The sequence below is a fragment of the uncultured Exiguobacterium sp. genome, from assembly GCF_964277885.1.
Classification (GTDB): domain Bacteria; phylum Bacillota; class Bacilli; order Exiguobacteriales; family Exiguobacteriaceae; genus Exiguobacterium_A.
Genome location: NZ_CAXYJR010000007.1, coordinates 75,521 through 98,055, shown reverse-complemented (window position 1 = coordinate 98,055; position 22,535 = coordinate 75,521). Strand labels below are relative to the sequence as shown.

Genomic DNA, 22,535 nt, shown 5'->3' with positions numbered 1-22,535 from the left:
TACTTCTACTAATGCCTAGTAATTATATCAGTCTTCTGTTTTTGACGCTGCCACCGCATCATGGGAATTCAAGTTGACTGTCAACGGTTTTGCTGTCCCTTTACCAGAGAAGTTCTCGATCAACTCTTTGACATCTAGTCCGGACGACGCTTTTAACGTCTCTTGCAGTGATGCCATCAAATCCGTTGCGTAACCGGTGACACGGTTCGCGCCGCCACCTTCGCCGCTACCTGTATCAACGACCGTGATTTTATCGATATTGCCGAGTGGTGCCGCAATCTCTTTCGCGTACTCTGGCATCATGCGAATGACCATGTCGAGAATCGCTGCTTGTCCGAATTGTTCGAACGCCTGCGCGATTTTTTCTTTCGCTTCTGCTTCGGCAAGACCCTTTAGACGAATGATATCCGCTTCTGTTTCCCCTTGTGCCCGCTCCGCGTCCGCTTTCGCAAGACCATCCAAACGAATTCGTTCTGCATCCGCTTTTGCCGATGCCTCAATCCGGTATTTCGTTGCGTCCGCTTCCGCATATTGCTTCGCACGGTCCGCTTGGGCCGCTTGCTCGATTGAGTAACGATCCGCGTCAGCGCGTTTTTTGACTTCCGCATCGTATTGTTTCTCACGACGGAGAATTTCGCGTTCTTCGAGCTCGATTTGTTTTTGACGCTCGATGATTTTGATTTGCATCTGTTGCTCGGTGACTTCTTGTTGCGCGCGTGCATTCTCAAGATCATACGCTTGGTCGGCTTTCGCCTTCGCGATATCTTGTTCACGGCGGTAATCTGCCATCTTCAACTGATTTTCTTTTTCCGCTTCAGCGATCTCTGTTGCGCGCTCAAGTTCTGCTTTTTTCGCATCTTTTGAAGCTTCCGCTCGTTTGATCCGTGTCTCTTTTTCCGCGTCCGCGGTTGCGATGTCCGCATCACGGCGAACCTGTGCGATCCGTGGTTTCCCGAGTGATTCTAAGTATCCGTTTTTGTCACGGACGTCTTTGATCGTAAAGGAAACGATGACGAGTCCCATCTTCGCAAGGTCTTGAGACGCGACCCGCTGAACTTCTTGCGAGAATTTATCACGGTTCTTATAAATTTCTTCGACGGTCATCGAACCGAGAATCGAACGTAAATGCCCTTCAAGGACTTCACGCGCTTCCCCTTCACGCTCTTCTTTTGATTTTCCGAGGAACTGCTCCGCTGCCGTCGCAATTTCAGAAATCGAACTGCCAATCTTAATGATCGCTGTTCCGTCTGCCATGACTGGTACACCTTGCTCCGTGTACACTTCTGGTGTCGTGACTTCGAGTTTACTCGATAACAAACTCAGTGGTGTTGCTTGTTGAAAGACAGGTAACACGAACGTCCCTCCACCGCGAATGATCTTCACGCGGTTGCCGGACTCATCCGTATTGACGTTACGTCCTCCGAGATAACTACCGGATACGATCAACGCTTCCTCCGGACCAACCGTCCGGTACTTCGTGATGAACAAAACGATCAAGGCAACGATCAAGGCGACCGCGATGATCGATACGATTAACACTGGATTCATAAAAACATCTCCTTTTTCCATTGTTGGGGGTACGTCATGACAGATGCGACCCCTTGTTTGATCTCAATGACGAGCACCTTCGTGCCTTGTGGTAAAGCGGGACCTTCAAATAGAACGGCTGACTTTGATACGCGTCCTGAGACGTCATCAAGTAAGATTTCACCATATCCTTCAGTCGGAATCGGCACGATGACGGTTGCGCTGCGTCCTTCTAGCATCTGTTCCGAAAAACCAAGTGACTGCTCGGCTTGCGCCATCGGAACGAATAAAAAGATATGCATCAGCGTCGTCACTAATAACGCAATCACACTACTGATGATTAAAATCAACATCGAACCAAGTGGACTGAGCTGCTCGAGACCGAAGCCGATTGCTGACGTGATGATGACGAAAGATAAGATCAATGTGGGATGGAAAATTTGATCGACACCGGGAATGACATCTGAGAATAGGATGGACACAAACACACCACACGCCGCGGCTGCCAATGCATATAAATAAAGTGTACTAACGTCCATCTTCGTTCACCTCGATGTAAGGATGCGAGCCATACAGTTCGTGGTAAGCACGCTGATAGGCAGTCCGGTTTTCTTCATACAATAAACGAGCCAACTCTTTATCTCGTTGATCAGTCGCTTCTTCTTGACGACGTAAGTATTTTTTTTGCGCGGCAAAATGACGTGCTAATCTTGCTTCGATCGACGGTTCTCGTTCACGCGGCAACTCCTGTTTCATCGCTCCACTCCTTTCTGAAGTACTGGCTTTCCTCCTGTTCTACGCAAATCATCTAGAAAATGTTTCAAAATGAAATCCATTTCTTTTCCTTTCATTAAATAAAAAAACGCTTGTCGCCTAAATGGGACAAACGTTTTTGACTAACGAATATTTATGAGCGGTTCGATCGTCGAACGATCAGTCCGTAATAGAGGACGAGCGCCAGACAATCGAGTGTCATGATGATCAGACCCATCGGAACAGCCGATTGCTCTCCCATGATGCCGACCAGTGGTGACACGAGCGAACCGACGAGCATCGGTAAAAGTCCAAGGAGTGCCGAAGCACTTCCAGCCGTTGCTCCGTAATTTTGCATCGCTAAGGTAAAACCAAGCGTTGAGATCAATCCGACGCTTGAGACGACGAAAAACAGAGGAATCATGACGAAAATCAACTGATCCGTTAACGTCAAAGCGAGGAACAATAAGATACTCGCACTCGCAACGATCGTCAAACTGATTCGCATCAGCCGCTCTGAATCGACACGACCAGCAAGACGACCGGCGATTTGAGCTGCTAAGATGATTCCGATTCCGTTTAAGCCGAACAAAAAACTGAACTGTTGCGGCGAAGCGCCATAAATATTTTGTAAGACGAACGGGGAACCGGAAATGTAGGCAAACATCGCACCCATGACGAATGCTTGCGCGAACGCATAGCCGATGAAGACACGGTCCGTCAACAAGCGTCCGAACGTCTTCAACGTTGTCGTCAGATTTCCTTCAACGCGTCTCTCGAGCGGGAGTGTTTCCGGTAAACGTAGCGCAACCGCAAGTAACATCAACGTACTTAAAATCGCCAGTAAGTAAAAGACGAAATGCCAATCGCCGAACCGGAGGAGTTGTCCACCAATGACGGGTGCGAGAATCGGCGCTGTTCCGTTAACGAGTGACAAGGCAGCAAAGAACCGCGTCAATTCAGGTCCTTCGAATAGGTCACGAACGATTGCCCGGGAAATGACGATACCTGACGCTCCGGCTGCCCCTTGGATGAAGCGAAGCGCGATCAACACTTCAATCGTCGGTGCCATCGCACAAGCAAGCGAAGCCAGCAAATAGGCAAGTAAGGCGAGCATCAACGGTCGTTTACGACCACGAACGTCACTGAGCGGACCAACAATCAATTGTCCGAGCGCCATTCCAAGCATACAAGCCGTCAAACTCAATTGGATTAGTGATGCACTTGCATCAAATGAGCGTGACATATCCGGAAAAGCAGGTAGATACATGTCGATCGAGAGCGGTCCTAGTGCAGCGAGTGAACCGAGGATCAAGATCAACGTCAAACGGCGTGGTGTCATCGTCGTCTTCGTCATGACGTCACGTAATCCAAATCATGCAAGACATAAGCGAGGAAAAAGACGACCGATGGATTTTCATATGTCATCTGAACCTTTTTGAGTTGTGCCCGATAACCGGTTTCATACTCGACACCGTTTAGTTTACGTTCCATGTTCATCTTGATCAACGCATCGAGTTTATCAATCACGTCGACCATTTGACCTTCATACGTCTCGTCTTTTGCTTCAACGACGAACCGACGGAACGGCGTTCGGATGTCTTCCGGTAAATTGTTGATCAATGTCTCGCCTTCTGCCCGTTCATAAGCTTCGAAGGCTGCCGCTGTGACCGGTGTCGCATGTTTGACAGGTCCAAGAACATCTCCCGTCGTTCCTTCGACGAGATCATGACACAAGAGGCGAGAGACGACTTCTTCGATATCGATCGTGACGCCGTATTTTTCTGATTCAATCAATCCATTGAATATACCAAGCGAGGCTGCTCGAAACGCATGTGTCGCATCATTATCATCAATCGTGTTGAAACGTCCTTTCCAGCGTCGAATCGTATCCATCATCAAGACATTTTCTATGAAATGAGACATCTCGTCCTCTTCCATGACGGACTGCGTCAAGCGACGGACGGAAATAAGTGGGTGTCGTTCCAGAACAGCCTGTAATTCCGCTGCTTTTTGTTCGAAAAAGACGGACTCCGTCATCCGCGCTTCCCGGCGCGCATACAACATCGCATCGAACGTATCGATGGCTTCGACGATTCGTCCTTCCGGTGAATCATCTTCCGCATGAACAAGATACGTCGTAAAGGCTGGTTGAAGCGACTTTGAGAGTAAGGAAACGAGCTGTTCACTTGCCTGTTGTTCCATTGCCTGAATGTGCGCATGCAACGTCGGCTCTTTTTTCGTCCGGTGTTTAATCGGTCCCGTGATGACCTCGTTCATGTCATGGAACAAAGCTTTTCCAAGCAACGTCAGGCGGTCGACTGGCGGTTGACCGTCTGCTTCTTCCAAATAGCTTGCCATCAAGCTGAATAAGGCGACACGAAAACTATGACTGGCTGCGTTATCCGGAAAACGTGGTGCGTATTCATCCCAACGTGGAACGTTTTGCATCCGCGTCAACATGCGAATGAAATTACCGTTTTGCATAAAATCTCTCCTAACGAAAGACGGGCAGAGAGTACCCTGCCCGTCGTTGTATTATTTTGCTGATTCACTGGAGCTGCTTCCACTTCGGAACCAACCAATGATCAGAATCAAGGCAAGGACGACCCAGAAAATCGTCTGCCAAAGTGTACTCTCTGGAAACTCGTGCGGTAAGACGTCGATCGATGGATGCGCGAGTGTCATGACGACGAGTTTCACCCCAACCCATGCCACAAGCCAAAATGCTGCTTCTTCGATACCTGGTCGTTTTTGGAGCAAGACGACGAACCAGCTCGCGAAATAACGCATGATGACGAGTCCGATGATCCCACTGAAAAAGACAACCCAGAATTGTCCTGTATTCAGACCGCCGATCGTTCCACCAATCATCGGTAATGTCGTCGCCATCGCGACGGCAGCAAGCGTCGAGTCGACAGCGAACGCTAAGTCGGAGAATTCGACTTTAACGACTGTCCACCAAAAATTCGGCGATGCCTTTTGTGAAGCAATCGCGTCCGGTACTTGATGTTTATTCGACCGTGCCTCGACGATTCCTTTAAATGCGACATAGAAGAGATAAATCGCCCCGAGTGCCTGGAGCTCCCAAATCGTCGCTAAATACGAAGCAAAGAAAATTGCCACGAAACGTAAGACAAGTGCTCCGACAAGACCGTAGAACAGTGCTTTTTTACGTTGATCATCCGGTAACGGACGCACGAGCACAGCCATAACCATCGCATTATCTGCAGAAAGTAACCCTTGCAAAATGATCAGTACGAGTCCGACGGTCGCATACTGCGTAATTAATCCAATATCCATACAAACGAATCCCCTTTTTTGTTCATTCTATTCATTATATGCCGGACATGAGGAAAGAAAAAGAGACCTGCTCTCCTTTTCAGCTTCACTCTGTCTCTTATTCCCGCTGATTGAACAGATGTAACGTGCGCGTCTTTCTTTCATACGCTACACAGAAAAACGATCCGTCAAATGACGAATCGTTTCAGTCGTTTATAGATTTTGATCGACTTTCTTCTCCGCATCTGGATTGGCTTTCGTCTTCGGTGACGAGAACCATCCCCAAAGAGCGAGACCGACCATGACTGTCCAGAAGAATGCCTGCCACGGTGTACTGTGAGCAAATCCTTCCGGAAGTTTTAAGGCTTCGAAGATCGTTCCCTCGATCGAAGCGTGGTATTTCGGGTGCTCGAGCGCAAGAACGGCTAACTTCACACCGACCCAGGCGACGATTGCAAAGGCTGCGGTTTCAAGGCCTGGACGCTCTGCGAGCAACTTCACGAAGACACGTGCCGCGAAACGCATGAGGACTACCCCCATCAAACCACCTGTCAGGATAACGATAAAGTGACCGGTGTTCAAACCACCGATTTCGCCTGCTCCCCAGTCCGGAAGAGCAACGGCGAGTGCGACTGCAGCTAGAATCGAATCGACTGCGAACGCTAAGTCTGCGAATTCGATTTTTGCGACTGTCCGCCAAAATTCACCTTTTGAAACTGGTTCTTCTGACTTCGGTTCGGCATCGAGTTCATTTTCAGCGCCATGATTCTCACCGAGCTTTCTGGCTTTGACGGTCTTATAAATATGCCGTAGTCCCATGACGAGCAAGTACGCCGCTCCAAGTGCTTGGATTTGCCAAATATCGACGAGGAACGAAATCGCGAACAATGCCGCGAATCGTAAGACGAACGCTCCAGCTAGTCCATAAAAAAGTGCTTTCTTTTGTTGTTCTCCTGGTAAGTGCTTGACCATGACCGCAAGTACGAGTGCATTATCCGCTGAAAGTAATCCTTCAAGCGCGATCAAGACGAGTACGACCCAGGCATATTGAAGTAATAACTGCCAATCCATTTCTGTCATCCCTTTCTCTGCCTATCTGTAAAATCAAAAATACATTGTATGACTATGACAAAAACAATAATTACACGTTCACCTGAACATATACTATAGGATAATATACCCGATTGCAAGCAAGTTATTCCTTCAGATATGGAATGTGTCGATTTTAAGTCGTGCGAGTTTCGTTTATCGAACGTTCGTGATAAAATTCAAGACAATACTTCTAGTGATGAAACGATGAAACACATTTGCGGAATCATCAGACTTGCTCGTCTCTAGCATTCCTGTCATGTTATTACTATTGAAACACTACAAAAGGACAAAGGGGCCAATGAATATGTCTACCTACCCGATTACGTTACCAACGAAAGAAGAGCGCCATAAGCTGTTCGGTTCGGTACCACCAATCAAAGGAACAAAACCGACTGAAAAAGATAAGATGGTCGACTTGCAAAATACACCGAAGAACTTCCTGTTCGCACTTGATGCTGTTGGAATCTCAAACGTCAAACATCCTGTCGTCATTCAAGACGGGGACAACACACAAGCAACAGTCGCGACGTTCGAGCTGTCGACGTCACTCGTACAAGACCGTAAAGGGATCAACATGAGCCGTCTCACGGAACAGCTTGATCAATACCACAACGAAGGTTGGACGGTCACGAATGAATCACTCATTCAATTCGCACGTGATTTAGCGGATCGTATGGAACAAACGGAAGGTCAATTGACGATCCGTTACCCATGGTTCTTTACACGTAAAGCACCTGCAACGGGACTTAGTGGTTTGATGAATGCTGAAGTGTGGCAAACAGTCAGTGTCAACACGGAAACAAACGAAGCGACATTGTCTGTCGGTCTGACGATTAACGTCACAACACTTTGCCCATGTTCAAAAGAAATCAGCGAATACAGTGCCCACAACCAACGTGGCTACGTCACGATGGAAGCATCGTTACGTGATGAAGCAGAAGACTTTGACTGGAAACAATCATTGCTTGATGCTGCGGAATCCAATGCCTCAGCGCCACTTCACCCGGTACTCAAACGTCCGGATGAAAAACGCGTGACAGAGTTGGCATATGAAAATCCACGTTTCGTAGAAGATATGGTTCGCTTGATTGCTGCTGATCTGTACGAAATGGATCCAATCGCTTCGTTCTACGTCGAATGCCGTAACGAAGAAACGATTCACCAACATGATGCGATCGCACGCATCACGTTCGATAAAGACGCACAATAAGCAGGCTTGCCGTACGTCCTCTTCACTAGAGGGCGTGCGGTTTTTTTATGTACCGGCATTGCTCTCCGTTTTGCGAGCGTTTACACTTAACTCGAATGGAGGAATGCACATGTTGGAACTGATTCCTTTTTTACTCGAGCGACTCGGTATCATGATCATCTTGGCGTTCATCCTCGCCCAGTGGGGACCGACACGCCGGCTGTTGCGTCAACCGGAAGCCGGCTGGCAATTCCGTGTCCTCGTCTTATTTTTTGCGACGTATGGTATCTTAAGTAACTATACAGGGGTCAAAGTCGACTTAGCAGAATTCTTGCCCCATGCTTGGCTCGAAGAAGTCGACGGGACATCGGCGATCGCGAATACGCGAACGATGATCGTCGTTATCAGTGGATTACTCGCTGGTCCACTCGGTGGATTGATGACCGGACTGATCGTCGGGATTCATCGGTACTCCCTCGGCGGATTCACAGCGTTCGCTTGCGCGCTTTCGACTGTCATCGCCGGCGGTGTCAGCGGCCTCTTACGCTCCTATTGGCGCGACCGCCTCAGTAGCCAAGCGTTATTGCCCGTGTGTCTGACTGCTTTTTTAATGCTGTTTGAAATGTCATTGATTTTACTGTTTTCCCGTCCCTTTGATGCGGCCGTTGAACTTGTTCAATTCATCTTCTTACCGATGACACTGATTAACGTTCTAGGTGTCTGGTTGTTCTTATCGATCATCCGTCTTGCTGCGCGAGAAGAGGAAACGGTTCGGGCACGAGAAGCCGAACGGTCGTTGCATATCGCTGATTTAACGCTTCCGCATCTGACGCGTGGTCTACATATCCATACGGCAGAAGCTGTCGCGGAAATTCTGTTACAACAAACGCGAGCCGAAGCCGTCTCGTTGACGGATCAATCCGTCATCCTCGCCCATATCGGTATCGGGAGCGACCACCATCAAGCTGGGAGTCACTGGACGACGAAACCGACCGAACATGTCTTGCAGGACGGGCAAGTCCGTCTTGTGACGGAGCGACTCGATATCGGCTGTCCTGTACCAGATTGTCCGCTTCAAGCTGGCATCATCGCTCCGCTCATCGTCGGGGAAACGACGATCGGGACGTTAAAAGTCTATTACCCTCATGCCGAATTGCTCGACGCTGTCGAAGTCGAACTCATTGAAGGGTTAGCGAAATTGTTTTCGACACAACTGGCACTCGGGAACGCAGAGCGGCAAGCTGGTTTACTGAAGGATGCCGAAATCCGGGCACTCGAAGCACAAATCCATCCCCACTTCCTGTTTAATGCGATCAATACGATTTATGCGCTGTGCCGAACGGATGTCGAACAAGCACGCACGTTGTTGCTCGAATTGTCGACGTTCTTCCGCAGTAACCTCCAAGGCGCGCGCTCAACGAAAATTCCGCTCCAAAAGGAACTTGAGCATATCGAGGCGTATACGTCCCTTGAAGCTGCTCGTTTTCCGAATCGACCGTTTCTTGATATCGATTTAGCGGACGAGACAACGTCCTTACTCGTTCCACCGTTCATCTTACAACCGTTGATCGAAAATGCGTTCCTTCATGCGTTTTCTTCTGAACAGACGGGATATGTCGGGGTGACGGCATGGTGTGAGGCAGGTCAGCTGTGTCTCGAAGTCGTCGACAACGGACGCGGGATTGACGCCTCGCGTCTTGCCCGTCTCGGTCGAGAAGTCGTTCCGTCCTCAGGCACCGGTACCGCATTATTCAATACGGCAGAACGGATTCGAAGTTTATATGGTGAAAAGGGACAATTTACGATCACGAGTGACGGTCAAAACGGCACGACGATCGCGATTCGTCTCCCGATTGAAGTCAGAAAGGAGATCCAGCATGCGCACCTTGTTGATTGAAGATGAACCGCTCGCACGTGACGAGCTCCGATATCACGTGACCGCAGCCGGTCTTGAAGTCGTCGGGGAAACCGGTAGTGTCGAGGAAGCCGAACGACTCGTTCGCTCCCTTCAACCCGACTTAGTCTTTCTCGACATCGAGCTGACGGACGGAAGTGGTCTTGAAGTCGCCAAACGCTTGAAATCGATGCCACGTCCTCCGGCTCTTTTGTTTGTGACGGCGTATGATGCTCATGCGCTTGAAGCGTTTGAGCTCAATGCTTATGACTACATCTTGAAACCGTATGATCCAGCACGGATTGTCCGTGCGATTGAAAAAGTCGCGCGACCGCTTCCGAAAAAAGCACCTCGACTTGAACGTTTAGCCGTCGAGACGGGCGAACAACTGAAGTTATTGTCTCCTCAAGATATCGATTACATCGTTGCTGAGAACGGGAAGACGAAGATCGTCACGGAACATGAGGCGTATCCATCGAACGAGACATTACTCGAACTCGAACGAAAGCTTCAAGATCATCGCTTTTTACGGGTTCACCGCTCGTACCTCGTCAACTTATCAGCAATAGATGCCATCGAACCTTGGTTCAACGGGGCCTACAACTTAAAAATTCATCAGATTGATGTGCCAGTCAGTCGGACGTATGTCAAACTACTGAAAGAAGCGCTCGGGATTTAAGCGCTTCTTTTTTGTGATTCAAGGTCTATTTTCAACCTTTCATCGGACAAAACCGACACCTCATCTAAAAATTAAAGAAAGCGCTTCCATAACTTGTATACTAAACCCATCATAGTTCATTCAAGAGGAGGAATTTTAGATGAGCGCTACTCCAATCGTTATTGCTGTCATCTGTATCTTATTAATCGCGTATCGTCTCTACGGTACGTTCATGGCCGCGAAAGTCTTAAAAATCAAAGATGATCGCGAAACGCCTGCTCATAAACTAGCGGACGGAAAGGATTACGTCCCAACGAACAAATGGGTCTCGTTCGGACACCACTTCGCAGCGATCGCTGCTGCCGGTCCACTTGTCGGACCTGTCCTTGCTGCGCAGTTCGGATACCTTCCTGGCTTACTGTGGCTCTTGATCGGTGCCGTCATCGGTGGAGCGGTCCATGATATGGTTGTTCTTTTTGCCTCGATGCGCCAAGACGGTCAATCGCTGTCTGAAGTCGCTAAAAAAGAATTAGGTCCCGTCGCTGGTTTTTGTGCCGGTCTTGCAATGCTCTTCATCATCACGATCACGATGGCTGGTCTATCGATGGTCGTCCTGCACGCCCTTGAACATAACCCATGGGGTACATTCGCTGTCTTCTCGACGATTCCGATTGCGATGCTCGTTGGGATTTACTTACGCAAAGGTGGTAATCTAGCACTTGCTTCAACGGTTGGTTTCTTACTGATTCTAGCGGCAATTGGTTTTGGTCCCCAGTTGACGGAAACATTCATCGGTGATTGGTTCGATCTTTCGTCACGTCAACTCGCGATCGCCCTACCGATCTATGCCTTCTTCGCTGCTGCTTTGCCTGTTTGGCTCTTACTCGCACCACGTGACTATTTATCCAGTTTCATGAAGATCGGTGTTTTCCTTGCGTTGATCGTTGGTGTCTTCATCATCAATCCGGATATTCGTTTCCCGGCGTTCACGAAGTTTGTTGATGGCGGCGGTCCAATCATCGCTGGTCCAGTCTGGCCGTTCATCTCAATTACGATTGCCTGTGGTGCGATTTCTGGTTTCCACGCTTTCGTTGGTTCTGGTACGACGCCAAAAATGATCAATCGCTGGAGCGACATCAAACCGGTCGCTTTCGGTGCCATGCTTGTCGAATGTCTCGTTGCCGTCATGGCATTGATCGCTGCGACATCTCTAGAAGTCGGTGACTACTTCGCCATTAACTCAACTCCTGAAGTATTCGCGACGCTCGGTATGAGCACGGTTTATCTCGATGAGCTCTCACGTGAAATCGGTCTTGATCTGGCAGGTCGAACAGGTGGTGCTGTCTCACTCGCCGTCGGTATGACGTTCATCTTCCGCGCCATCCCATGGTTCAAAGAGATTGCCGGCTTCTTCTTCCAATTCGTCATTTTGTTCGAAGCGGTCTTCATTCTGACAGCAATCGATGCAGGAACACGCGTTGCTCGTTACTTGATTCAAGACTTCTTCGGAGAGTTCTATAAACCGCTCAAACGCGTCGACTGGATTCCAGGTGCTATCTTCGCTTCAGCACTCGGAACGTTCTTCTGGGGCTATCTCCTGTTCTCGGGTGACATCGGTTCGATTTGGGCATTATTCGGGGTATCCAACCAGCTAATGGCTTCAATCGGCTTGATCATCGGAACGACGATCATCTTGAAAATCGCTGATAAAAAAGTCTATGCGTTGACGACGTTCATCCCGCTCGTCTACCTTCTGATCACGGTAACGTTCGCGGATATCTGGATGGTCGCAAACGTCTATGCGAATCCGGATTCTCCAGGTTTCAGCATCTTGAATACAGTCTTGTCCGTCACGATGGGTCTACTCGCGATCGTCATTACGATTTCAGCCGTCAAGAAATGGATTGAACTATTGAATTCACCACGTTGGGAAAATCAAAAACGATCTGCGTAAGCGGATTGGTCATATGTTAAAAGGCAGTGGACGCCTCCACTGCCTTTTTCGTATCTTATGCTTAAAACGGATTATAAAAGCGATTACCATCATAGAAAGTGACGACGAATGAGAAAATCGTCAATAGCACTATACAACTGATTGCGACATAATCAATCTGGTTCATCGTTTTTTGGTTGTACCACGTCCGTTTTCGTCCGGCACCGAATCCACGGAGGTCCATCGCGTTACTGACTGTCTCAATCCGCTCGAGACTCGTAAACAGCAATGGAAGTAAAATCTGGATACTATTGCGCGCCCGTTGCCAAAGCGAACCGTGTGAGACGGCAATCCCCCGCGCTTCTTGGGCATTCGCGATCGTCCGGAAGTCCGCTTGTACGTCCGGAATATAACGGAGCGCTAAGGAGACCGCAAAAGCGATTTTATATGGAACACCAATCCGGTTCAACGAAGAAGCGAACTCCGTCGGATGGGTCGTGACGAGAAACAACACAGCAATCGGAACGATCACACTGTATTTTAAGATGAGATTAAACAGATAAAATAACTGTTCTGCGGTCACCGTGAATCGTCCGATGCCTTCAAGTAAGACGTGACGCGACCCATAGATTTCAACACCCTGCTCTGGTTCGAACAGATAAACAGCGAGCGCATTAATCAGGACGAATAGCGCTGTAAAGATCAAGACGAACCGGACTTCCCGAAACCGAATACGCGACAATCGGAATAACACGATACTGACTAACCCCATGACAAGTAAGACCCGTGTATCATAGGTGAACATCGTTGCTGTCGTAAATAACAAGAATCCGATCAGTTTCGTCGTTCCTGTCAAGCGATGAATTGGTGACGTTTTTTCAATATAGCCAAGCATTTCTACAGCCATTGTTCCCGCTCCTTTCGCTCCGCCGTAATTACGGACTCGACAAATCGTTCCGGGTCGACTTCAAGATGCTCCGCTATCGTAAAGAGCGATGTTTGTTTTAAATGGGCATGATGCAGCAATTGTTCTTGATTCAGCAGTCCAAATGATGTTCCGGCGTAACGGATGCGCCCGGCTTGCACGAGGCAGACTTGATCGCTGTATTCTAAGACGAGGTGCATGTCATGCGTGATAATGAGTAACGTCATCCCGTCTTCTTTTAATCCTTCTAAAAAATCCATCATATCTGAATAGTGCCGATAATCTTGACCGGCTGTTGGTTCATCGAGAATCAAGATATCCGGTCGTCGAACGAGAATCGAAGCAATCGTCACTCGTTTCTTCTGACCAAAACTCAGTGCTTGAATCGGCCAATTACGAAACGGATATAATCCGCAACGACGTAATGTCTGCTCGAGACGCTCATTTTCTTCCGCCTCACTTAATCTGAGCGCCTGCATCCCGTAGCGGATTTCTTCTTGCACAAGGTGTTTTGAAATCATATGATTTGGATTTTGCAGGACGAATCCGATCGTTCCTGCTCGCTCTGCGATTGATTGGTTCGTGATATCGGTTCCGTCAAGTAGGATCTGACCACCTGTCGTCCGTTGATAACCACTCAATACTTTCGCAAGGGTGGATTTCCCGGCACCATTCTGACCGACGATCGTCGTCAGTGTTCCTTTTTGAAAAGTCGCCGTCACATTCTCAAGCACCGGTGTTCCTTGACGATAATGAAACGCCAACTGTTCAAGTTCAAGTAACGCAGTAGCGGTTGCAGTCTCTTTTTGAGGCGTTTCCTCTAAACGCTCTAACACGTCCGTCTGATTGAACTGTTTTAAAAAGGGATCGATGCGGCTCGGCTGGTCCACAGGTTCAACAGTCATACCAGCCCAGCGTGCGGCACTGACATAGAGGGGTTCACGCAAGATCGCTTGTTGAAGTACGCCATTACTTAAAATGACATCCGGATGGTCATCGGCAATGATTTCCCCGTCGACCATGACGATGATGCGGTCAAACGGAATGACGAGTACATCCTCGATTCGATGTTCAACGACGATCAACGTGCGATTCGTCTCACGTTGCAATCGATCCATAAGCGCCATCGCCTCTTGACCCGCTACCGGATCAAGATTTGCGAGCGGTTCATCAAATAACAAGATGTCCGCATCTTCGACGAGTACTCCAGCTAAAGCCGCCCGTTGCCGTTGTCCTCCTGATAGATCATTCAATCGCGCATGTAAGAGTGTCTCGACGTCCGTCATCCGTGCGACGCGTTCGACGATCTCCTGCATTTCCGGTCGCTCGGTCTGTTTATTTTCAAGCGCAAAGGCGATGTCTTCGCCAACCGATAAACCGACGAACTGTGCATCTGGATCCTGTAACACCGTGCCAATATGCAACGAGCGATCAAATAACGATAATTCTCGAGCGTCCTGCCCTTTGATCAGAACCTGTCCTTCCCACGTCCCCGGATACGAGAACGGAATCAACCCATTGATGCACTGAGCGAGCGTACTTTTCCCCGAACCCGACGGTCCAACGATTAAGATGCGTTCGCCTTCTTGAATCGTTAACTGAATTTGTCGGAGTGTCGGTTCCGACTGACTCCGATATGTAAATGAAAAGTCCTGAAATTCAATCGCGTTTGTCATGTCCTTCTCCCCCCAAGCTAAATGAGCTATGATCCTGCCGTCTCTTCGCACAGGATCATAGCTCATTCGGTCAAACTTCGCGTTTCAAGCTGCCTGCTTTACTTCTTGTTTTGGCATACGTGACCAGCAACAACGTTCCGATGACACCGACTGTCAAGATATTCGATGTCGCAGCGACAGCCCCTTGGACGAAGACTTTGTTCGCCGGCTCCGTGTAAATTAAGATATCGAGTACCGGTGCGATGATGATCCAACCGATCGCTTGTACGATGGCTTGTGTGACATTGAATAAGACGATTTTACGTGTCGTCAATCCGCCTTCTTCTAAGCGAATCCGGTTAGCGATCAGTCCGATGCCAAACCCGACGAAGCCGGAGACGATGACCCAACTCCACCACGGGGAACCATATAGAATCGCATCTTTTAATCCATGACCGATTAAACCAATCAAACCGGCTGTGACTGGTCCGAACAAAACTGCCATGAATGCAAGAAATGCATAGGCTGTCTCAATTGACGTGTTCGGTACGCCTGTCGGAATCGCAGCGAATCGACTTAAAATGATGAATACAGCTGCTCCGATCCCGGTTGCGACGATCTGTTTTGTCGTAAATCCTTTCATGTTTGATCTCCTCCTTTGATTTGTTGTACGGTAACACTCCAGTCATTTCCGATTCCAACTTCAAATGCATGCGCAAACGAACCTTGATTCAAGGCAAGAGCAATCTGATCCAGCGAATTGATGTAAACGACACCTGAACCGACTGGCACATCCGCGAACGAATGACCAAAGAGCAGTGTCTGTTCATAGACGATCCGTTCCCGGTACGAAATCGTTACCTTGACGTGGCTACCGATGTCGAGACCCGCCTGACGAACGAGAGCGACCGGAATATTCGTCCAGACATTTCCGAAGCGAACATCGAGAATCTCGACGATACCGGTAACACCGCTGTTCGACGACGAGGCAACTGTCCGGTCGAGCAAGACGATGTCCGCAACAGGTAAAACGGGTCCTACTTCCTCGAAGGTGATGACATGGCTTGATAATCGAGCACCCGTGAAAGCAAAGATATCCCGTCCGTGAAACGTATACGATTCCCCCATCCGTGGCAGACGATGCCGTTGATCATCGAGTTGTCTCACTTCAGCAATGTATCCGGCTTGCCACAGGTGCGTCAACGTTCCGTTATCCGGTGTGATGATGTACTGATTTGCATGCGTCCGCGCGACGACACTCTTTCGACTTGACCCGACACCTGGATCAACGACAGAAACGAACACCGTTTGCTCCGTCCAGTACGGCACTGTCTGCAGTAACCGATAGGACGCTTCCCAAATGTGGAACGGTGGAATGTCGTGCGTCAAATCAAAAATCCGAATCTCTGGATTGATGCTATGGGCTACCCCATACATCGCACTCACTGCCCCGTCACTCACGCCAAAGTCTGATTGCAATACCAATGCTTCTGCCATCTCGTCATCCTCCTCCTGCGCGAACGTCCCCACAAAAAAGACACCACGCCCTTATCTCTCAGGACGTGATGTCTGATCACGTGGTACCACCTTCGTTCATGGCTCAACTCACGTTCAGCCACCTCTAGGAGTACGAGACTCCATGGAATGCTAACGGTATCCGTCCTACCGGTCGGTTCTACTGATGAACACGGTTCACGTTCTTCCGACTGCTCCGGGACCATCTTCAAATGACGAAATCGTCTCATTTCCAGCAACAGAGACTCTCTATCGATTTCTGATCACTTTACTCTTCCCGTCTACGCATATAGATTTAGTTGTCTGAAAATTTAAATTAATAGTACAACCGTTTCATTCCTGACGCAAGGTTTTTTATTCAGAAATTTTTAAATTCGTCGTCCGGATCGTTCCCCATGGTGACACATCCGCACGGACTTCTAGTGCTTTAGCTTTCTCGTATTGTTTTCCGCTTCCCTGTTCGACATAATACTGCGTCAACTGTGGGATCGACACGTATTGATCGTAATAGTCGCCAGCAACACTTCCGAAGAATCGTTCATTCGAAATCCGGTCGATTTGAGCATAACCAGAAGCATCTGTCTCGAAGCTGACATAAACGCGTCCATTTTGAATCGTCGGACCTGGTTTTAAATCCGGATACTGAAGCATCACGTATTCACCGTAAACGGGATCAAACGGATCAAACGGTTCTGCTCGAAAGCGATACGATGTTCCGAACCAGGAGGTCGCAAAAAAACTAACGATCAATAAACCTACGGCGCACGTCTGCAATATAGGCATGAGATAGCGTTTCATGACGCCACACCTCCTCTACGGCGTAACCACCATAAGACACCGGACAACAGGAAGATGAGGAGCGCACCGATGAGGAAAAACAAAGACATATTCAAACGATCCCACGCATAGATAACGTATATTGCGATTTGAACGAGAATGAAATAGAGAAAGGCTGGCCAAACGACGGCATGACGACGTTCTTGATACAACAGATACAGTAGTGCGGATAGTTCAAAGAGGATGGCGAGTAGAATGGCCTGTTCATCGAGCCACAGGACACCGATGAATCCAAGCGGTACGATAAACAATAAGGAGCGACGTTTTTGATAGAGGAAAATTCCTAACCCGATGGATACGATAGCTAGCAGAATCGCTTCTGTCATGGATGGTAATGCGATATTTGATTCCGCACGTACAGACAGATAGACAATCGAACTGATGGCAGCAACGACCAGATAGACCATTTCAACGATCCGACGATTGGACTCCTCACGAACAAGCCAGAGAACTGGAACAAGTAAAAATAGCGTCCAGACCGGCCATAGGAATCCGTCATACGATACGAGGAGAAACAAGGAGAGACCACTGAAGAAGAGGAACAGCCAACTAAACAAAAGCGATGGCAGACGTTGACTGAAGTAAAACCAACTGAACGACAACACGACCATCAGACCGAACGACGTCCAGTCGAGATAACTCGCCTGCTCCTGACCAAAATCACCAAGACTCGTAAAGATCGTCCATCCGGAAAGGAAGGCGACGACACCATATGCTTCATGACGCCACAGTATATAATGTACTAATGCGGCGATAAACATACACCAACTGAGCAGTGATCCTTCCATCGGCAAGTGAAAACTTTGGATAACAACGAGAATCGAGGCGCCAAACGCTAGGATTCCACCAATTCGGAAGACGACCGGATGAAGAATACGACGACGTTCCGAAAGATCCGCCATGACGTAACAGCTCCACATGAGTGCTACGACAAGTCCGATTTTCCAGCCGACCGGCATCGCTTGCCAGTTGGCAGCTAAAAAGCTGAATACAGCCAAGACGACGAAGGTCCCTCCAACAATTAACAAGAGCGGGAGGCGTTGTTTCGTTGAATGTTGCTTTTCGTAATTCATGATTCGTTCGACAGTCGCTTCATCTAACAGACCCGCATCCTGCCACTCACGTATCTTGCGTAACTGCTTCACCGTACCCACCTCCTTCGAAGTGTTAGATATCTATTATTTTCCCGATTTACCCCTGTCTCAAGCCCGAATTCACAGGGATTCCAAGCCATTTGTTCAGTTCGTCACAGAATGGTGACAGACGAAAAAAGCAAGGAAGACTAGCTTCCTTGCTTTGTATAATCGATAGCTTAAACACGGAAGCGGGCAACGAGTACCTGTAGCTCTTCCGCCATATCGGATAATGCTTTCGCAGATTGCGAAATCTCTTCCATCGCACTCAACTGCTCTTCCGTCGTTGCTGCGACTTGTTTCGACGCCGATGAATTCTCTTGCGCGATATGAGCGATTTCTGTCGCCGATGCTGATACCTCTTGAACATTCGCTGCAATTTCCTCAACAGTCGCCGTCACATCTTCGATTCGTGGTGTCATCTCTTGTGTCCGTTCGAGAATCTTCTGGAATCGCTCTGCCGATGCTTCTGTCGTAGACAAGCCAGCTTTCGTCTGTCCCGAGACTTCCTTCATCATCGTGACGGATTGATCCGTCTCCTGCTTGATGTTTTGAATCAGCTGTGCAATCTGCTTCGTTGAGTCCTGTGACTGCTCTGCTAGTTTCCGTACTTCGCTTGCGACGACGGCGAAGCCTTTTCCGTTTTCGCCTGCGCGTGCCGCTTCAATCGCCGCGTTCAATGCCAATAAGTTCGTTTGTTCGGCAATGCCGTTGATGACATCGACGATTTTTCCAATCTCATTCGAGCGATGTGCGAGTGAACTGATGACACCACCGAAGTTTTGAACGGAGGCATCGATTTCTTTCATCTGCTGGACGTTTTGCAGTACAGCGACTGTTCCGTTCTCAGCTTCTGTAGCCGTTGAACGTGATAGCTCTGACACGTCCGTTGAGCTCTCAGCGATTCGCATGATGCCGGCTGTAATCGACTGGAGCGAGACGGCGTTCGCATCGAGTTGACGTTTCGATTGATCCGCCCCTGCTGCGACCTGTTGAATCGATCCCGCAATTTGTTCCGATGCGGACGTCGTCTGGGCAGAGTTCGCCATCAATTCCTGGGACGAACCGGCCACTTGTGTGATTGACTGATCGAGATTAATGATGATCGAGCGGAGTGAGTCGACCATGACGTTAAAGCTTTGTGCGACCTGTCCAACCTCATCGTTTGATTCAACGATGACCGGTTCCGTCAAATCACCAGATTGAATCCGTTCTGCTCCACGTGTCAAATGACCGAGTGGACGAAGAATCGAGCGAAGGATGAAGTAAATGAAGACGGCTGCGACGAGTAACATTCCGCCAATGACAGCAAGTGTCGTCCAAAGAATACTCGATGTCGCATCGGTGATTTCATGATCGTATAGTGTTCCAGCAACCTTCCACTTCGTCAAATCGTTCGTCATGAAGTCCATCTGTTTGCCTTCATTTTCATATTCATACGAAAATTGTCCAGCTGGGTCCGCATAGAGGGGTGCAACCCAGTTCCCTGTCGCTTTTTCACCTGGTTTTAACGTTGGGTGCGTAACGAACTTCTTATTCGAATCAAGAATCGTGACATAACCCTCTTTACCAATTTTAATCTTTTTCGCGATTTCTGCGATACGATCGACATCGACATCAATCGCAATCACGCCTCTCCCGTTACCCGTTGTTTGTGAGAGCGTGACCATCATCTTCTTCGAGGCAGCATCGACGTATGGATCGGTGATGACGACTTTGCCACCCGCTGCTTCCGCTGATTGATACCAGGAGCGTTCACGTGGATCATAATCCTCTGGCATAACTTGTTCCGGGAAAATGTTCATATCCCCTTCCGTCGTCGCGAAATAGATATTCGCTGCTTGCGGATGCATGTCGAGGTATTCCGTCATTTTTTCCTTTAACGCTGCATTTTGTTTTCCTTTTTGATAAAGCGTCCCGTCAATTCGGTCCGCAAAAAAGGCGACATCGCGTCGCATCGGATCAATGATATTCTGAATTTCATCGTTCATCCGATCGACTCCACCGTGAGCTGACTGCAGGATTTGCTCCGTCATCGATTGTTTCGCCTGATTGTAGGCGACAAATCCGATCACGAGCGCTGGAATTACTAATAGTAGAATCGATGTCAGTATTAACTTTTGTTTGATACTCATCGTGCGTTTGATCTTTTGTTCCATATGTCACTCCATTCTCGAGTGCAAGGACTCGCTATTCTACCTTCTCTATCGGAAGAATAACGAAAAATGTTCATAGAAAAATCGATAAACGTGTACTCGTTCACATAAAGAAAGACGACTCAGTTCGAGTCGTCTTTCTTGATAACGCTTACTCTTATGCTTCCTGATCGCCCTTCCAGTTCATCATACCGCCTTCGACGTTGACGACATCATATCCGTACTGCTCGAGGAAACGACCGACGTTTTCGCTCCGTCCGCCCGCTTTACAGATCAAGAAGTAAGTTTCGCCTTCTTGCAATTCCGTATAGCGTTCGCCGATCTCAGACATCGGAAGAAAGCGGACGTTTGGAATATGTCCTGCATCGTATTCATCCTGCTCTCGAACGTCAACGACGTGCAACGCTTCGCCTGCCTCTAATCGTTCTTGTAACTCATCTACATGAATCGTTTTCATTTCGTATGACCTCCTGTATGGTTCTGTCGTAAGTGTAGCAAATCTATCATTAAAACAAAATGAAACGGTTTGATACGAAGCGTCAAAAAAGCGAATCCGTTTCCGGATCCGCTTGTTTCCTTATTCTCCTGATGCCTGACGCGTCGATTGACGTTTCTCTTTATGCATTCCCCGTGCATAATAGACAGCAATCAGAATTGCGTACCACAGTGGTCCAACGACCAGAGCGATCCGTGTACTTGCGTCAAATGCCATCAAGACAATGACACCTGCCAGCGCCGCGAGGGCGATGTAGTTGGCAATCGGGAAGAACGGGACACCAAATTCTGCTGAACCGTGTACTTTCCGTGCTCGCATCTGAGCGATCAGAATCATTGCCCATGTCCAGACAGCTCCGAACGTCGCGATACTCGTAACGATCGCAAAGACGTCTTCCGGTAAGAAGTAGTTCAAAGCGACACCAACGAGCAATGCGACACCTGAAAGAATCGTCGCCAATGCCGGAACACCGTTTTTCGAGATTTTCGAGAAACGACGTGGTGCTTCACTGTTCTCGGATAAGTTCATCATCATCCGGGCTGTCGAGAAGATACCCGAGTTACATGACGAGAGTGCAGCCGTTAAAACAACGAAATTGATGATCCCGGCCGCTGACTCAATACCGAGCGATTGAAATAGTAATACGAACGGACTACTGTTGTTCGCACCGACTTGATCCCACGGATAAATCGATAAAATGACGAAGAGCGCCCCGATGTAGAATACTAAGATTCGAAGGAAGACGTTGTTGACGGCTTTTCGAATCGTTTTTTTCGGGTTCTTCGCTTCCCCTGCTGTGACCCCAATCACTTCAATTCCTAAGAAGGCAAACATGACCATCTGCATGGCAAGGAGTACTCCACCGAATCCGTTCGGCAGGAATCCACCATGTGACCACAGGTTCGAAATTCCAACCGGTGTGCCGCCGTTTCCAAGACCAATGACGATCGTCAAAGTTCCTAAGATGATCATGGCGACGATCGCGACGATTTTAATCAACGCAAACCAAAATTCGAATTCACCATAAAATTTAACAGCAATGAAGTTGATGCTTGTCATCAAGACAAGTGCTGCTAGTGCCCATACCCACCCCTGGGAATCTGGGAACCATACTTTCATGTAAATACCGACTGCTGTGATTTCCGCCATACACGTAAAAATCCAGAGTAACCAATAATTCCAACCTGTTAAAAAACCAGCTAATGGACTGACATACTTCCGGGCATACTCCGCAAAACTACCAGCAATCGGCTCCCGCACCGCAAGCTCCCCAAGTGCTCGCATGATGATGAAGATGATAATACCACCGATCAGATAACCAAGTAAGATCCCTGGACCTGCCAGTTGGATCGCTTTCGCTGATCCAAGGAAGAGTCCAACACCGATTGCCGCCCCCAGCGACATCAATGTAATATGACGTTCTTCCAGTCCCCGATTCAACTCTGTCTGTTGTTTCATTTTTACGACGTCCTTCCCGTCTCTGTTTGTTT

The 22,535-nt window shown here is 48.6% G+C and carries 20 protein-coding genes; 4 read left to right on the top strand and 16 right to left on the bottom strand.

Features of this window, described 5'->3' with window-relative positions:
• Positions 1-27 precede the first annotated feature (27 nt).
• The 7 genes from ACHWTJ_RS14515 to ACHWTJ_RS14485 form a co-directional block, all read right to left on the bottom strand.
• Positions 28-1,548: a flotillin family protein gene (locus tag ACHWTJ_RS14515; protein ID WP_294739472.1), complete on the bottom strand. Its 1,521-nt coding sequence runs from the start codon at positions 1,546-1,548 to the stop codon at positions 28-30.
• Entirely contained in the window at positions 1,545-2,066 is a 522-nt protein-coding gene (locus tag ACHWTJ_RS14510; protein WP_394679912.1) for a hypothetical protein, read from the bottom strand. Before ACHWTJ_RS14510 ends, ACHWTJ_RS14515 begins: the two co-directional genes overlap by 4 nt.
• A complete protein-coding gene (locus tag ACHWTJ_RS14505; RefSeq protein WP_394679911.1) occupies positions 2,056-2,283 on the bottom strand; it encodes a hypothetical protein in 228 nt (75 codons plus the stop codon). The genes ACHWTJ_RS14510 and ACHWTJ_RS14505 overlap by 11 nt, the downstream gene beginning before the upstream one ends.
• Positions 2,284-2,434: 151 nt before the next feature.
• The gene (locus tag ACHWTJ_RS14500) at positions 2,435-3,637 is read right to left on the bottom strand and encodes a multidrug effflux MFS transporter (protein ID WP_294748465.1); all 1,203 of its coding nucleotides are present in this window, start codon (positions 3,635-3,637) and stop codon (positions 2,435-2,437) included.
• A complete protein-coding gene (locus tag ACHWTJ_RS14495; RefSeq protein WP_394679910.1) occupies positions 3,634-4,767 on the bottom strand; it encodes a YfbR-like 5'-deoxynucleotidase in 1,134 nt (377 codons plus the stop codon). Before ACHWTJ_RS14495 ends, ACHWTJ_RS14500 begins: the two co-directional genes overlap by 4 nt.
• Positions 4,768-4,818: 51 nt before the next feature.
• Entirely contained in the window at positions 4,819-5,583 is a 765-nt protein-coding gene (locus ACHWTJ_RS14490; RefSeq protein WP_294739481.1) for a TerC family protein, read from the bottom strand.
• 192 nt (positions 5,584-5,775) lie between these two features.
• Positions 5,776-6,633 carry a TerC family protein gene (locus tag ACHWTJ_RS14485; protein ID WP_294739483.1) on the bottom strand — a complete coding sequence of 286 codons (858 nt, stop codon included), beginning with the start codon at positions 6,631-6,633 and terminating at the stop codon, positions 5,776-5,778.
• A 325-nt stretch (positions 6,634-6,958) separates the two neighbouring features.
• Here ACHWTJ_RS14485 and folE2 point away from each other — a divergent pair, with 325 nt between their 5' ends.
• The 4 genes from folE2 (at position 6,959) to ACHWTJ_RS14465 (ending at position 12,349) form a co-directional block, all read left to right on the top strand.
• Entirely contained in the window at positions 6,959-7,864 is a 906-nt protein-coding gene (gene folE2 / locus ACHWTJ_RS14480) for a GTP cyclohydrolase FolE2 (protein ID WP_394679909.1), read from the top strand.
• A gap of 109 nt (positions 7,865-7,973) precedes the next feature.
• Positions 7,974-9,740: a LytS/YhcK type 5TM receptor domain-containing protein gene (locus tag ACHWTJ_RS14475; protein WP_394679908.1), complete on the top strand. Its 1,767-nt coding sequence runs from the start codon at positions 7,974-7,976 to the stop codon at positions 9,738-9,740.
• The gene (locus tag ACHWTJ_RS14470; protein WP_029343193.1) at positions 9,721-10,416 is read left to right on the top strand and encodes a LytTR family DNA-binding domain-containing protein; all 696 of its coding nucleotides are present in this window, start codon (positions 9,721-9,723) and stop codon (positions 10,414-10,416) included. The genes ACHWTJ_RS14475 and ACHWTJ_RS14470 overlap by 20 nt, the downstream gene beginning before the upstream one ends.
• Before the next feature lie 139 nt (positions 10,417-10,555).
• The gene (locus ACHWTJ_RS14465; RefSeq protein WP_294739492.1) at positions 10,556-12,349 is read left to right on the top strand and encodes a carbon starvation protein A; all 1,794 of its coding nucleotides are present in this window, start codon (positions 10,556-10,558) and stop codon (positions 12,347-12,349) included.
• A gap of 61 nt (positions 12,350-12,410) precedes the next feature.
• Here the strand turns inward: ACHWTJ_RS14465 and ACHWTJ_RS14460 are convergent, their stop codons facing one another.
• The 9 genes from ACHWTJ_RS14460 to ACHWTJ_RS14420 all read right to left on the bottom strand — a co-directional run bounded on the left by ACHWTJ_RS14460 (position 12,411) and on the right by ACHWTJ_RS14420 (position 22,503).
• The gene (locus tag ACHWTJ_RS14460; protein ID WP_294739494.1) at positions 12,411-13,235 is read right to left on the bottom strand and encodes an energy-coupling factor transporter transmembrane protein EcfT; all 825 of its coding nucleotides are present in this window, start codon (positions 13,233-13,235) and stop codon (positions 12,411-12,413) included.
• Positions 13,226-14,929, bottom strand: a complete 1,704-nt coding sequence (locus ACHWTJ_RS14455; RefSeq protein WP_394679907.1) for a DUF3744 domain-containing protein — start codon at positions 14,927-14,929, stop codon at positions 13,226-13,228. Before ACHWTJ_RS14455 ends, ACHWTJ_RS14460 begins: the two co-directional genes overlap by 10 nt.
• Positions 14,930-14,999: 70 nt before the next feature.
• Entirely contained in the window at positions 15,000-15,551 is a 552-nt protein-coding gene (locus ACHWTJ_RS14450) for an ECF-type riboflavin transporter substrate-binding protein (protein WP_294748451.1), read from the bottom strand.
• Positions 15,548-16,405, bottom strand: a complete 858-nt coding sequence (locus ACHWTJ_RS14445) for an S-adenosyl-l-methionine hydroxide adenosyltransferase family protein (RefSeq protein WP_294748448.1) — start codon at positions 16,403-16,405, stop codon at positions 15,548-15,550. Before ACHWTJ_RS14445 ends, ACHWTJ_RS14450 begins: the two co-directional genes overlap by 4 nt.
• A gap of 372 nt (positions 16,406-16,777) precedes the next feature.
• Complete coding sequence (locus ACHWTJ_RS14440) at positions 16,778-17,221, bottom strand: GDYXXLXY domain-containing protein (RefSeq protein WP_394679906.1); 444 nt, start codon at positions 17,219-17,221, stop codon at positions 16,778-16,780.
• Positions 17,218-18,405, bottom strand: coding sequence for a DUF2157 domain-containing protein (locus ACHWTJ_RS14435; protein WP_394679905.1), 1,188 nt, complete (start codon positions 18,403-18,405; stop codon positions 17,218-17,220). Before ACHWTJ_RS14435 ends, ACHWTJ_RS14440 begins: the two co-directional genes overlap by 4 nt.
• Positions 18,406-18,572: 167 nt before the next feature.
• Positions 18,573-20,552, bottom strand: a complete 1,980-nt coding sequence (locus ACHWTJ_RS14430; RefSeq protein ID WP_294748440.1) for a methyl-accepting chemotaxis protein — start codon at positions 20,550-20,552, stop codon at positions 18,573-18,575.
• Between the two features lie 154 nt (positions 20,553-20,706).
• Positions 20,707-21,006 (bottom strand): rhodanese-like domain-containing protein, encoded by a 300-nt coding sequence (locus ACHWTJ_RS14425; RefSeq protein WP_294739507.1) that lies wholly within the window; start codon positions 21,004-21,006, stop codon positions 20,707-20,709.
• A 120-nt stretch (positions 21,007-21,126) separates the two neighbouring features.
• Complete coding sequence (locus ACHWTJ_RS14420; protein WP_294748438.1) at positions 21,127-22,503, bottom strand: amino acid permease; 1,377 nt, start codon at positions 22,501-22,503, stop codon at positions 21,127-21,129.
• Positions 22,504-22,535 lie beyond the last annotated feature (32 nt).